Source organism: Streptomyces sp. DSM 15324 (assembly GCF_001514285.1).
GTDB lineage: Bacteria > Actinomycetota > Actinomycetes > Streptomycetales > Streptomycetaceae > Streptomyces.
Genome location: NZ_KQ949035.1, coordinates 15212 through 28681, shown reverse-complemented (window position 1 = coordinate 28681; position 13470 = coordinate 15212). Strand labels below are relative to the sequence as shown.

The 13470-nt window shown below is 72.7% G+C and carries 13 protein-coding genes; 11 read left to right on the top strand and 2 right to left on the bottom strand.

Annotation, left to right across the window (positions count from 1 at the left end; genetic code table 11):
* Nucleotides 1–9 precede the first annotated feature (9 nt).
* The 11 genes from AQJ58_RS46055 (at nt 10) to AQJ58_RS32840 (ending at nt 10252) form a co-directional block, all read left to right on the top strand.
* Nucleotides 10–123 (top strand): DUF6893 family small protein, encoded by a 114-nt coding sequence (locus AQJ58_RS46055; RefSeq protein ID WP_420712198.1) that lies wholly within the window; start codon nt 10–12, stop codon nt 121–123.
* A gap of 167 nt (nt 124–290) precedes the next feature.
* Entirely contained in the window at nt 291–683 is a 393-nt protein-coding gene (hypA, locus tag AQJ58_RS32890; protein ID WP_067256797.1) for a hydrogenase maturation nickel metallochaperone HypA, read from the top strand.
* A 3-nt stretch (nt 684–686) separates the two neighbouring features.
* On the top strand, nt 687–1472 hold the full coding sequence (hypB, locus tag AQJ58_RS32885) for a hydrogenase nickel incorporation protein HypB (protein ID WP_067256796.1): 786 nt from the start codon (nt 687–689) through the stop codon (nt 1470–1472).
* Entirely contained in the window at nt 1469–3850 is a 2382-nt protein-coding gene (hypF, locus tag AQJ58_RS32880) for a carbamoyltransferase HypF (protein WP_067256794.1), read from the top strand. Before hypB ends, hypF begins: the two co-directional genes overlap by 4 nt.
* 25 nt (nt 3851–3875) lie before the next feature.
* Complete coding sequence (locus AQJ58_RS32875) at nt 3876–4178, top strand: HypC/HybG/HupF family hydrogenase formation chaperone (RefSeq protein WP_067256792.1); 303 nt, start codon at nt 3876–3878, stop codon at nt 4176–4178.
* Nucleotides 4175–5305, top strand: a complete 1131-nt coding sequence (hypD, locus tag AQJ58_RS32870) for a hydrogenase formation protein HypD (RefSeq protein WP_067256790.1) — start codon at nt 4175–4177, stop codon at nt 5303–5305. The genes AQJ58_RS32875 and hypD overlap by 4 nt, the downstream gene beginning before the upstream one ends.
* The gene (hypE, locus tag AQJ58_RS32865) at nt 5298–6371 is read left to right on the top strand and encodes a hydrogenase expression/formation protein HypE (protein WP_067256788.1); all 1074 of its coding nucleotides are present in this window, start codon (nt 5298–5300) and stop codon (nt 6369–6371) included. Before hypD ends, hypE begins: the two co-directional genes overlap by 8 nt.
* Before the next feature lie 118 nt (nt 6372–6489).
* Nucleotides 6490–7431, top strand: coding sequence for a glucose-1-phosphate thymidylyltransferase RfbA (gene rfbA, locus AQJ58_RS32860; protein WP_079079387.1), 942 nt, complete (start codon nt 6490–6492; stop codon nt 7429–7431).
* On the top strand, nt 7428–8015 hold the full coding sequence (gene rfbC / locus AQJ58_RS32855) for a dTDP-4-dehydrorhamnose 3,5-epimerase (RefSeq protein WP_067256786.1): 588 nt from the start codon (nt 7428–7430) through the stop codon (nt 8013–8015). The genes rfbA and rfbC overlap by 4 nt, the downstream gene beginning before the upstream one ends.
* A 170-nt stretch (nt 8016–8185) precedes the next feature.
* Entirely contained in the window at nt 8186–8977 is a 792-nt protein-coding gene (locus tag AQJ58_RS41820; RefSeq protein ID WP_079079386.1) for a hypothetical protein, read from the top strand.
* A 159-nt stretch (nt 8978–9136) separates the two neighbouring features.
* Nucleotides 9137–10252 (top strand): glycosyltransferase, encoded by a 1116-nt coding sequence (locus AQJ58_RS32840; RefSeq protein WP_107122214.1) that lies wholly within the window; start codon nt 9137–9139, stop codon nt 10250–10252.
* A 16-nt stretch (nt 10253–10268) separates the two neighbouring features.
* Here the strand turns inward: AQJ58_RS32840 and AQJ58_RS32835 are convergent, their stop codons facing one another.
* Together AQJ58_RS32835 and AQJ58_RS32830 are read right to left on the bottom strand one after the other, a co-directional pair.
* Entirely contained in the window at nt 10269–11546 is a 1278-nt protein-coding gene (locus AQJ58_RS32835; protein ID WP_067256780.1) for a glycosyltransferase, read from the bottom strand.
* Nucleotides 11547–11839: 293 nt separating this feature from the next.
* Nucleotides 11840–13324: a long-chain-fatty-acid--CoA ligase gene (locus AQJ58_RS32830; protein WP_067256778.1), complete on the bottom strand. Its 1485-nt coding sequence runs from the start codon at nt 13322–13324 to the stop codon at nt 11840–11842.
* Nucleotides 13325–13470: the final 146 nt, after the last annotated feature.

Sequence of the window (13470 nt, the reverse complement as noted above, 5' to 3'; positions counted from 1 at the left end):
GAGAGACGGATGAAGAAGATCGTCATCGGGGGAGCCGCCGTCGCCGCGGTGGCCGCCACCGCAGCCGTCGCCGCCGAGCTGTTCCCCGACCTGCGGCGCTACCTGCGGATCCGCCGCATGTGACCCCGGGCGGCCGGGCCCCGGCCCCGCGACGCCAGGACGGCCGCGCGGTTGCGTCGAACGGGCGTAGCCGCCGACCGGTGACGGCGCGGCGGGCCGGGTGCCCGGGCGCCCCCGCCTCTAATGAACCCCGGCGGGGGGCACGCCCACGCCCGGGAGGTCCGAGACCGATGCACGAGATGTCCGTCGCCCTGGCCGTCATCGACCAGGTGACCGAGGCCGCCGAGCGCGCCGGGGACGTCACGGCGGTCCGCTCGGTCCGGCTCCGGGTCGGCGAACTGGCCGGGGTCGCCCCCGACGCGCTCTCCTTCTGCTTCGAACTGGCCTGCGCCGGGACCCTGCTGGAGGGCGCCGAACTCGTCACCGAGCCCGTGGCGGGCCGGGCCCGGTGCACCTCCTGCGCGCACGAATGGGCCGTCGGCATGCCGCCCCGGCTGACCTGCCCCGGCTGCGGCGGCACCCGGACCGACCTGTGCGCCGGGCGGGACCTGCAGATCGCCGCCGTCGAGTGGGAGGACGGCACCCCCGCGCCCGCCGGCGCACCGATCCAGGAGGAGTGCTGAACCATGTGCCGTGTCGTCGACCTGCGACAGGCCGTGCTCGCGAAGAACGACGCGAGCGCCCACATCCTGCGCGACCGTCTCACCGCCGGTGGCACCACCGTCGTCAACCTGCTCTCCAGCCCCGGCAGCGGCAAGACCGCGCTGCTGGAACAGGAACTGCTGCGGGCCCGCGAGCGGTCCGTGCCCGTCGCCGCGCTCACCGCCGACCTCGCCACGGAGAACGACGCGGCCCGGCTGGCCCGTTCGGGCGTTCCCGTCAAGCAGGTGCTGACCGACGGACTGTGCCATCTGGAGGCGGGCATGCTCGCCGGACACCTGGACGGCTGGCTGCCCCCGGACACCCGGCTGCTGTTCGTGGAGAACGTCGGCAACCTGGTCTGCCCGGCCTCCTACGACCTGGGGGAGACCCTCCGGGTCGTCCTCGCCTCCGTGACCGAGGGCGAGGACAAGCCGCTGAAGTACCCCACCGCCTTCGGGCTCGCCCAGCTCGTCGTAGTCACCAAGACGGACCTCGCCGAGGCCGTCGAGTTCGACGAGATCGCGTTCCGCGCGCACGTGGAGCAGGTCAACCCGGGCGTGGAGATCGTGATGACCTCGGCCCGCCGGGGCAGGGGCGTCGGCGCGCTGCTGGACCGGGCGCTGGCCGCGGCGGAGGGCGCCCCCGTCCACACGCCGGTCATGGCCCGCCAGACGCACGGTCACGCCCACGATCACAGCCACAGCCACACGCACGACGGCGCTCCTCCGCTCGGGGACGTGGCCGACGTCCTGGCCCGCACCCACCCGTGACCGCTCCCGCCTCCCCGGACGTCGTCACCGGCGACGGGCCGCTGCGCCGCCGGGTCGTCGTCCGGGGGGTGGTGCAGGGCGTGGGCTTCCGGCCGTACGTCTACGGCCTCGCCACCGAACTGGCCCTGGTCGGACATGTCACCAACACCCCGGAGGGCGTCGTCGCCGAGGTCGAGGGCAGCGCCGCGGCCGTGACCCGGTTCTGCGAACGCCTCGCTCCCCAGGCGCCCCCGCTGGCCGTGGTGGAGTCCGTGCACCACCAGGAGGTGCCCGTCATGGGCGGTGAGGCGTTCACCATCCTCGCCTCCCGCACCGGCGGCCCGGCCCGCACCCTCGTCTCCCCGGACACCGCCACCTGCGCCGACTGTCTCGCCGAACTGGCCGACCCCGCCGACCGGCGCCACCGCCACCCCTTCGTCAACTGCACCCACTGCGGCCCCCGCTTCACCATCGTCACCGGGCTCCCCTACGACCGGGCCCACACCACCATGGCCGGCTTCCCCCTGTGCGCCGACTGCGCCCGGGAGTACGGCGACCCGGCCGACCGGCGCTTCCACGCCCAGCCCGTCGCCTGCCCGGCCTGCGGGCCACGGCTGCGGCTGGTCACCCCGGGCGCGTCGGGGGATCCGGGCGCGTCGGAAGATCCGATCGCCGGGGCCCGGGCCCTGCTGGCCCGCGGTGCGATCCTGGCCGTGAAGGGTCTCGGCGGCTACCACCTGGCCTGCGACGCCACCGACGAGACCGCCGTCGCGCTGCTCCGCCGGCGCAAGGCGCGCGGCGACAAGCCCTTCGCCGTCATGGCCCGCGGGACGGCCGACGTCGAGCACCTCGTGCGGATCGGCCCCGAGGAGCGGTGCCTGCTCGAAGGCGGCGTCCGGCCCGTGGTCCTGCTGCGGCGACGCCCGGACCCGGCGTACCCGCCGGGCGCCCTTCGGCCCGCCGACGCCGTCGCGCCCGGCAGCCCCGACCTCGGTGTGCTGCTGCCGTACACGCCCCTGCACCAACTGCTGCTGGGCCTGCCCGGCGATCCGGACGGCCCCCGGCTGCTCGTCATGACCAGCGGCAACGTGTCCGGGGAACCGATCGTCACCGACGACACCGAGGCCCTGGAGCGCCTCGCGCCCCTGGCCGACGCCTGGCTCGTCCACGACCGGCCGATCCAGGTGCCCTGCGACGACTCCGTGGTCCGGGTCTGCGACAGCGAGCCCCTGCTGATCCGCCGCTCGCGCGGGTACGCGCCCCTGCCGGTCGCCCTGCCGCTGCCCGTCCGCCCCGCCCTCGCCGTCGGCGGGGACCTGAAGAACGCCTTCTGTCTCGGAGCCGGCCGCAAGGCCTGGCTGTCGGCGCACATCGGCGACATGGACGACCTGCGCACCCAGGGCGCGTTCGAGGGCGCGGTGGGCCAGCTGGAGTCGATCACCGGCGTACGGCCCGGGCTCCTGGCCGCCGACCGGCACCCCGGCTACCGCTCCGCCGGCTGGGCCGCCCGCACCGCCGGCGGGCGGCCCGTGACCCGGGTCCAGCACCACCACGCCCATGTCGCCGCCGCGATGGCCGAGCACGGTCTCGACGGCACCCGTCGGGTGATCGGGGTCGCCTTCGACGGCACCGGCCACGGTGACGACGGGGCGGTGTGGGGCGGGGAGTTCCTGCTCGCCGACTACGACGGCTTCACCCGCTTCGGGCACCTCGCGTACGTTCCGCTGCCCGGCGGCGACGCCGCGGTGCGCCGCCCGTACCGCATGGCGCTGTCCCACCTGCGGGCCGCGGGCCTCGACCGCTCGGCCGACCTGCCCTGTACCGCGGCCTGCCCGCCCGACGAACTCGGCATCCTGGAAAAGCAGTTGGAGCGCGGACTGCACTGTGTCCCCACCTCCAGCATGGGTCGCCTCTTCGACGCGGTGTCCTCCCTCGCCGGGGTCTGCCAGGAGGCCGGGTACGAGGCGCAGGCCGCCGTCGAGCTGGAGGCGGCCGCCCTGCACGCGCCCGCCGCGGACCGCACCGCCTACGACTTCGCCCTGTGCGAACCCGGGCCGGGTGAGGGCGGGGCCGTACGGGCCGATCCCGCGCCCGTCCTCGCGGCCGTCGTCCGCGACCTGCGCGCCGGGCACACGGCGGGCACGGTCGCGGCCCGCTTCCACCGGGGCGTGGCCGCTCTGGTGCGCCGCATGTGCGCGCTGGCCCGGGACCGCCACGGTCTCGACACGGTCGCCCTCACCGGCGGCGTGTTCGTCAACACGCTGTTGTCCACGGCCTGTTCCGCCGCGCTGCGCGAGGACGGCTTCACGGTCCTGCGGCACCGTCTGGTGCCGCCGGGCGACGGGGGCCTGGCGCTGGGCCAGCTGATGGTGGCCGCGCGGACGACACCCACCGACTGACCCCATCCACAGCGAGGAGAGGCCCATGTGCCTGGCGGTACCCGGCAAAGTGCTCGACATCGAGGAACGCGACGGCACCCGGATGGCCACCGTCGACTTCGGCGGCGTCGTCAAGGAGGTGTGCCTGGAGTACCTGCCCGACCTCCGGGTCGGCGAGTACGCCATCGTCCACGTCGGGTTCGCCCTGCAGCGGCTGGACGAGGAGTCGGCCCGGCAGACCCTGGAGCTTTTCGCCGAACTCGGCATGCTCCAGGAGGAGTTCGGCGACGCCTGGGAGATGGCGGCGGCCGAGGCGGGCCGGGACGTCGTACGGGAGGCGGGGCAGTGAGGTACATCGACGAGTTCCAGGACCCCGACCTCGCCCGCCGGCTCCTCGACGACATCCACGCCACGGTCACCCGGCCCTGGGCGCTGATGGAGGTGTGCGGCGGCCAGACCCACAGCATCATCCGGCACGGCATCGACCAACTCCTGCCCGAGCAGGTCGAGTTGATCCACGGTCCGGGCTGCCCCGTCTGTGTGACCCCGTTGGAGGTCATCGACAAGGCGCTGGAGATCGCCTCCCGCCCCCAGGTGATCTTCTGTTCCTTCGGCGACATGCTGCGGGTGCCCGGCACCGGCCGGGACCTGTTCCAGGTGCGCGGCGAGGGCGGGGACGTACGCGTGGTCTACTCACCGCTCGACGCCCTGCGGATCGCCCAGCAGAACCCGGACCGCGAGGTGGTGTTCTTCGGCATCGGCTTCGAGACGACGGCGCCGCCCAACGCCATGACGGTCCACCAGGCCCGCACACTCGGCATCCGCAACTTCAGCATGCTGGTCTCGCACGTCCGGGTGCCCCCCGCCATCGAGGCGATCATGTCCTCGCCGACCTGCCGGGTGCAGGGCTTCCTCGCCGCCGGGCACGTGTGCAGCGTGATGGGCACGGGGGAGTACCCCGAGCTGGCGGAGCGCTTCCGGGTGCCGATCGTCGTGACGGGCTTCGAGCCGCTCGACATCCTCGAAGGCGTACGCCGGACCGTACGGCAGCTGGAACGCGGTGAGCACACCGTCGACAACGCCTACGCCCGCGCCGTCCGCCCGGACGGCAACCCGGCCGCTCGGGCCATGCTGGAGGACGTCTTCGAGGTCACCGACCGCGCCTGGCGGGGCATCGGGGTGATCCCCGGCAGCGGCTGGCGGCTGGCCCCGAAGTACCGCGACCATGACGCCGAGCACCGCTTCTCCGTGGAGGACATCCGGACGGAGGAACCGGCTCAGTGCCGCAGCGGGGAAGTCCTCCAGGGGCTGCTCAAGCCGCACGAGTGCGCCGCCTTCGGCACCCTGTGCACCCCGCGGACCCCGCTGGGCGCCACGATGGTCTCCAGTGAGGGCGCCTGCGCCGCGTACTACCTCTACCGCCGGCTGGACCTGCCGGCCACCGCTGCGGTCCGGGAGGCGACCCCCGTTGTCTGACACCACCGATCTCCCCGCTCCGGACATCGAGGGGTGGACCTGCCCGGCGCCCCTGCGCGACCGGCCCCGGGTCGTGATGGGCCACGGCGGCGGCGGGGTCCTCTCCGCCGAACTCGTCCAGCAGATCTTCGCCCCAGCCTACGGCGGCGAGGCGCTCGCCCAGCTCGGTGACTCCGCCGTGCTCTCCCTCGGCGGCGCGCGGCTGGCCTTCGCCACCGACTCCTACGTGGTGCGCCCCCTCTTCTTCCCCGGCGGCAGCATCGGCGACCTGGCGGTCAACGGCACCGTCAACGACCTCGCCATGAGCGGCGCCCGCGCCGCCTACCTCTCCTGCGGGTTCATCCTGGAGGAGGGCGTCGAACTCGACACCGTCACCCGGGTCGCCGAGGCGATGGGCGCGGCCGCGCGCACCGCCGGGGTGGAGGTGGCCACGGGGGACACCAAGGTGGTGGAGGCCGGCCACGGCGACGGGATCTTCGTCAACACGGCCGGCATCGGGGTCGTCCCGGCGGGCGTCGACCTGCGGCCGCAGCGGGTCGTCCCCGGGGACGTCGTGATCGTCAGCGGTGCCATCGGCGTCCACGGTGTGGCGATCATGAGCGTCCGGGAGGGCCTGGAGTTCGGGGTGGAGATCGCCAGCGACTGCGCGCCGCTCGGCGGCCTGGTCGAGGCCATGCTCGCCGTCACCCCGGACCTGCACGCGCTGCGCGACCCCACCCGGGGTGGCCTGGCCGCCGCGCTCAACGAGATCGCGGCGGCCTCCGGCACCGGGGTGGTCCTCACCGAACGCGCCGTCCCGGTCCCACCGGCCGTGGCCAACGCCTGCGCCATCCTCGGTCTGGACCCCCTGTACATCGCCAACGAGGGCAAGCTCGTGGCCTTCGTGCCACGCGAGCACGCCGACGCGGTCCTCGCGGCGATGCGGGCCCATCCGCTCGGTCGGGACGCCGTGATCGTCGGCGAGGCCGTGGAGGCCCACCCCGGCATGGTCGTGGCGCGCACCGGGCTGGGCGGCACGCGGGTCGTCGACCTGCCGATCGGGGAGCAACTGCCCCGCATCTGCTGACCCGTTCGGCGGAGGACCACCCGCCTGGTGGTCCTCCGCCGGGAGCCCGAATACCCTGCCCACGCCGTAAAACGTGTTAAAAACCGATATGACCGGATAGCTGGCCTAGGGTGATCCCGTGCGCGGAATCCTTTTGGCCGGAGGGACCGGCTCGCGACTGTGGCCCTTGACTCGTTCGGTGTCGAAACAACTGCTGCCGGTCTTCGACAAACCCATGGTCTATTACCCCCTGTCCACGCTGGTGATGGCCGGCGTCCGGGAGATCCTCGTCATCACCACGCCCGAGGACCAGGGCCAGTTCCGTCGGCTGCTCGGTGACGGAAGCCATCTCGGCCTGCGGCTGGAATACGGGGTGCAGAAACGCCCGGAAGGCATCGCCCACGCATTCGTGCTGGGCGCCGAATTCCTCGGCGGGGAATCCGTCGCCCTCATTCTGGGCGACAACATCTTCCACGGCAGCGGACTCGGCACCCGGCTGGCCCGGCACGAGGATCCGGTGGGCGGCCGGGTGTTCGCCTACCAGGTCGCGAACCCCTCGGCGTACGGCGTGGTGGAGTTCGACGACCGCGGCCGTGCGGTCTCCCTGGAGGAGAAACCGGCCCGCCCCCGGTCCCGCTACGCCGTCCCCGGCCTGTACTTCTACGACCATCGCGCCGTCGACATCGCCCGCGCCCTGCGGCCCAGCGCCCGGGGCGAGTTGGAGATCACCGATCTCAACCGCGTCTATCTGGAGGCGGGCGAACTCCAGGTCACCCGGCTCGACCGGGGCACCGCCTGGCTGGACACCGGGACGTTCGCCTCCCTGGTGCAGGCCTCGGAGTTCGTCCGGGTCATCGAGGAACGCCAGGGCTTCAAGGTCGGCTGTGTCGAGGAGGCGGTCTGGCGGGCCGGACTGATCGACGACGACCGGCTGCGCGAACTGGCCCGGCCGCTGCTGAAGAGCGGATACGGCCACTATCTGCTGGCGCTGCTGGAGGACGGCCGGCCCCTCGTCCCGGCCCGGCCGGACCGGGGGCTCGGCGGTGCGAGAAAGGTGAGCACGAGAAAGGTGAGCCCATGAGAGCGCTCGGGATCGAAGGGGCGTGGGTGGACACGCCCCGGGTGTTCGCGGACGACCGGGGCCGCTTCCACGAGTGGTTCAGGAGCGAGACCTTCCGCGCGGCCGTCGGGCACGCGTTCACCTTCGAGCAGGCGAACTGCTCCCGCTCGGTGCGCGGGACGCTCCGCGGTGTCCACGCCGCGGCCGTCCCGCCCGGCCAGGCGAAGCTCGTCACATGCGTCGGCGGCGCCGTCCTCGACGTGGTGGTCGACATCCGCGTGGGTTCCCCGACCTTCGGCAAGTGGGAGGCGGTACGGCTGGACGACACGACACACCGCTGCGTCTATCTCTCGGAGGGACTCGGTCACGCCTTCATGGCGCTGGAGGACCATTCCACCGTCGTCTACCTCTGTTCGCGGGGATACGCACCGGACCGCGAATTCGGGATCGACCCGCTCGACCCGGCCCTGGCGATCGCGTGGCCCGACGACCTCACCCCGGTCCTCTCCGCCAAGGACGCGGCGGCGCCGACCCTGGCGGAGGCCGAGCGGCGGGGGCTGCTGCCGTCCTTCGAGGAATGCGTGGCCTTCCGCGGCAGTCTGTGACGCCGCTCGGGTGATCCTCGTGGTCGAGACGGGTCCTCGATTCGTCATCTTTTCATAGCGGTGGAAGGGATGAGGTTGTTCACGGCGGGGCCGATGCACGCGAAGTGCGCGCCGCCGTCTGATTCCCGTCCAACGTGAGGAAGGTTCTCTTGAACCGTAGAACGATCCGAATGGCGCGCCTGAAATCCGTCACGATGGTGACGACGGGCGCGGCCGCGGTGGCACTGAGCGTGATTCCCAGCACGGTGGCCATCGCCGACGCGATGCAGCGGCCGGACGCCGGTCGTCTGGTCATGCAGAAGGTTCCCGAGGGGGTGTCCGAGGCGGCCGTGGCCGACGCGATCCGCCGCGCCGGTTCCGACGGCCGGGCACCGGTGCAGTCGTACGGCGGCCCCACGGCCGGCAGCGACCGCGACCCCCACCACCAGCAGGGCGCCCGAGGACCCCAGGGCCCCAGAGGCCCGCAGGGCCCCAAGGGCCACCCGGGCAGGCCCGGCAAGCCAGGAAAGCCTGGGCCGCAGGGTGCCCAGGGCGCTCAGGGTGCCCAGGGTGCGCAAGGACCCCAGGGTGCTGCGGGCGAGACCGGCGGCACGGGTGTGCAGGGCGCTCAGGGAGCGCAGGGAGCCCAGGGAGCCCAGGGAGCTCAGGGTGCGCAGGGTGCTCAGGGTGCGCAAGGAGCCCAGGGCGCGCAGGGTGCTCAGGGTGCTCAGGGTGCGACTGGCCCCGCGGGCCTGAGCACCTACATCGTGGCCGCGTTCTCCGGTGCACCGGGCAACACGGCGACCGCCAACTGCCTGCCCGGGGACATCGCCACAGGTGGCGGCTTCATCGCGGGCAACGGCTCGCGGCTGTCCAGCCAGCCGGTCGGCGCCGTGGGTGCTGCGGCCACGGGGTGGCAGGCCACCCAGAACGGCGACGGCAACGGGATCACTGCCTTCGCGATCTGCGTCGACCTGCCGTGACGTGCCGGTGAGGTGTGCGGTCCAGCCGTCCACCTCGCCTGGAGCAGAGTGACGGCGCCCCGTGGGGCAACGGCCTCGTGGGGCGCCGTCGCCCTCGTCGCCCGCTGTCCCTGTCGGGCCTCCTGACCTGCTGCCCCCGGCCCCCTTCCTGGAGGACTCGTGCGTCCCACGGTCTGCCTGAACATGATCGTCAAGGACGAGGCCCCGGTGATCCGCCGGTGCCTCGAATCCGTACGCCCCATGATCGACCGCTGGGTCGTCGTCGACACGGGCTCGACCGACGGCACGCAGGACGTCATCCGCGAGACCTACCGGGACCTGCCGGGGGAGCTGCACGAGCGCCCCTGGAAGGGGTACGACGGGAGCCGCACCGAGGCGATCGAACTCGCCCGGGTCGGCGCGGACTACCTCCTCTTCGTGGACGCGGACGACGTCATGACACTCGAGCCCCGCTTCCGTATGCCGGAGCTGACCGAGGACGCGTACCGCGTCGACATCCGGTACGGTCCCTTCCGCTATTGGCGGCCGGCCCTGGTCTCGACGCGCCTGCCGTGGCGCTACCGCGGTGTCCTGCACGAGTACATCGACTGTGGCTCGCGGTACAGCCTGGGGACTCTCGCAGGCGCCGAGATGGTCATCCTCGGGGGCGGCGGCCGCCTCAGGAAGGAGGGCACACGGGCGAAGTACCTTCGCGACGCGCAGATCCTGGAGCAGGCCCTGCTCGACGAACCCGGGAACGCCCGCTACGCCTTCTACCTCGGTCAGAGCCTGCGCGACGCCGGTGAACTGGAGCGGGCGCTCGACGCCTACGACCGCCGAGCCGACATGGGAGGTGAGGAGGAGGAGACCTACTGCGCCCGCCTCTGGGCCGCGCGGCTCGCGGAGAGTCTGGAGCGGCCCTGGACGCAGGTGATGGACCGCTACCTCCGTGCGTACGAGACCCGGCCCTCACGGGCGGAGGCCGTCGGCGACCTGGCGCGGCTGTGCCGCACCAACGGCCCGCGCTGGCCGCTCGCCCACCTGTTCGCCCGTCAGGCGGCCCGCATCCCCTTCCCGCAGGACGACCTGCTCGTCGAACCCGGCTGGTACGAATGGCAGGCGCTCGACGAACTCGCCGTGGCCGCCTACTGGGTGGGCGAGTACGAGGAGTGCAGGGACTGCTGCGAACGCCTCCTGGAGAGCGGCCGGCTGCCCGCCGAACACCGTGAGCGGGTGACCCGGAACCTGGAGCTGGCCCGGGGTCACCTCGGCATGACCGCGCTCGTGGGGGTCTGAGCCCCCCGCACGAGAGCTACACCAGCAGCTTCCCCCCGCACCGAGCGGCGCCCTCCTTCATCGCGATGAGGTTGGCGACCACGTACGAGATGTCCTTCTCGGTGTGCCACTCGCTGGGGAAGTAGGTGACCAGCCGGGAGGACTGGAAGCGGGCCTCGATGTCGGGGACGAAGGTGCGGTACTGGTCGTCCGTGTAGTACCAGAACGAGTTCTCGTTGTAGTAGGCGACGTGCGTCGGGTCCTGGTACGCGCCGCGGCCGTCGGAGCTGGCCGTCAGGGTGAGGAGCATCCCCCCGGGCGCCAGCAGCCGGTACAGCTCGTTGATCAGCGGCACCTTCGCGGGGACGTACTCCAGGAAGTTCACCGCCCGCACCAGACCGACGGAGTCGTCGGGCAGGTCGAGCCCGCCGGGCAGTGTCGCGACGATGTCCACGCCCTCGCCCGCCCGCCGGTCGACGCCGGTGTACCCCGGCGGCTTGCGGCCCGCCGAGCCGAGGTCCAGGGCGAGCAGCCCGCGCCGCAGCGTCCAGGCCAGCGCGTTGGCCTCGATGTACTTGTCGTACAGGGCCACCGTCTCGCGCTGGATGTGCGCGTTGATCTCCGGCTCGCACTGCGTGTTCGCCCGGTGCACCCGCTGGAGGTACAGACAGCGGTCGATGTGGTGGAAGTCGCCGAGGTGGAACAGACGGCACATCAGGTCCTGGTCGTCCAGGACGGTGCGCGTGGCGTCGTACCCGCCGGACTTCTCGTAGATCTCCCTGCGGAAGGCCCGTACGTGGTTGGGCGCGTACCAGATGTAGGCGACGTTGTGCGGCGTCGGCGCGAGCGAGACGACCTGGAGCAGCCGGCGCCCGTCGACGTCCACGTCCTCGTACTGCCAGCCGAACGTCTCGTCGAAGCGCGTCTCGTCCCGCCCCCCGTCCTCGGTGATCTGTGCGGTGTTGCTGTACACGAGGACGGCCTCGGGATGCGCGTCGAACGCCTTGCCCAGCTCCGCCAGACAGGCCGTCGCCAGCAGGTCGTCGTGGTCGAGTTCGACGAGGATCTCGCCGCGGGCCAGCTCGCAGGCCCGGCGCTTGGCGGCGCCGACACCGGACACCTCGTCCGCGATCACCACCCGGATCCGCTCGTCGGGGTACTCCGGCCGCCAGCGGGCGCCGTTGTTGAGCAGGACGATCCACTCCCAGTCCGGACACGTCTGCGCCTGGAGCGTCGCCAGGCACTCGTCGAGGAAACGCGGGCGGTGGCTGGGGGTGAAGACGGAGAACCTCGGGGTGGCGGTCGACGGCGTCATCTGCTGCTCCCTGCGTGGCTCGGGACGGATGTGGCGACGCCGGTGACATCCCGGAATCCCGCAGGTAGGTGGCCTGGGTCGCAGTGGTCCGCAGCCGGGCAGGCGCCGTTTCCGCCGAGGGTACGAGCCGGCCCGGACACCGGCGCCGTACGGCGGGCGGCGGGGGCTGCGGACCACCCGAATGCACGCACACGGCGGGCCGGGGCGCGGATGAAGGCCGTCGGCGGTGCACCGGGGTGCGTTCCCCGGCGCACGCACTGCTCGCCGTCGTCGAGGGGAAGGCGTCGGCCGGGTCAGGCCGGGGCCGTGATCTCCCGCTTGAGGATCTTGCCGCTCGGACCGGTCGGGAGTCTGTCCATCAGCCAGATCTCCCGGGGGTACTTGTACGCCGCCACCCGCTCCTTCACGAATGCGCGCAGCTCGTCCGGGGTGGCCCGGGCGCCCGGGCGCAGGACGACCGCCGCCGCGATCTCCTCGCCCAGACGCGCGTGGCCGACGCCCACCACGGCGGCCAGCGCCACGGCCGGGTGCTCGTGGAGGACCTCCTCGATCTCCCGCGGGTAGACGTTGTAGCCACCCCGGATGATCATGTCTTTCTTGCGGTCGACGATGTAGAAGTAGCCGTCCTCGTCCTGCCGCGCCAGGTCGCCGCTGCGCAGCCAGCCGTCGGGGACGGCCGCCGCCGTCTCCTCGGGGCGGTTCCAGTAGCCCTTCATCACGTTCGGGCCCCGGACGGCCAGTTCGCCGACCTCGCCCGCCGGAACGTCCTGCCCCTTCTCGTCCAGCAGTCGCACCTCGACGTCCTGGATCGGCGTGCCGATGGACCCCGCCTTGCGGGGACGGTCCGGGTGGTTGAACGTCACCACCGGGCTCGTCTCCGACATGCCGAAGCCCTCCAGGACCGCGCAGCCGAACCGCCGCTCGAAGCCGTGCAGGATCTCCACGGGCAGCGAGGCGCCGCCCGAGACGCACATCCGCAATGTCGACACGTCCGCCTCCGACGGGTGCTGGAGCAGCGCGGCGTACATGGTGGGCACCCCCTCGAAGACCGTGGCCCGGTCGCGGGAGATGGCGTCCAGCACGGCCTGCGGCTCGAAACGCGGGACCAGCGTGAGCGAGGCACCGGCCCGGACGGCCACGCTCATCGTGCAGATCTGGCCGAAGATGTGGAACAGCGGCAGACAGCCCACCACCACGTCGTCCGCGGTCATCCGCTGCACCTGCACCGTGTTGACCTCGGTGTTGTGGCGCAGCCCGCCGTGGGTGAGCGCGGCCCCCTTGGGGCGGCCCGTGGTCCCGGACGTGTACAGCAGCACCGCCACGTCCTCGTCGTCCGTCCGCGCCACGTCCGGCAGCGGCTCGTGCCCGGACAGCAGCCCGGCGAAGGCGGCGGGCTCCACGGCCAGCTGCCGCACCCCGGCCGCCGCCGCACCCTGCGCGCCCTCGCCCGGCGCCTGGTGCCACTCGAACAGCAGGCTCGCCCCGGAGTCCGTGAGGTGGTACTCCGTCTCCCGCGCCTTCAGCAGCGGGTTCAGCGGGACGACGACGGCCCCGGCGCGCAGGACGCCGTAGTAGAGGACGACGAACTCGGGGACGTTGGGCAGCATCAGCGCCACCCGGTCGCCCGGGCGCACCCCCTCGGCCCGCAGCAGGGCGGCGGCACGGGCAGTGGCCCGGTCCAGCTCCGCGTACGCCACGATCCGCTCGCCCAGCCGCAGGGCGGGACGGTCCGGCTGCCGCTGTGCCGTGTCCACCAGAAAGCCCGCCAGATTGGCCATGCCCGCCTCCACGCGTCTCACCGCTGAAATCCGCCGTACACGTGAACGACATGGTGCTGGCGCATCCGGCGGCGCCCTATGGCCCGGGGGACAGCATCCGGGCACCGGGTTTGTGCTCCGGGACAAGAAGGCCGGTCTAAGCTGCG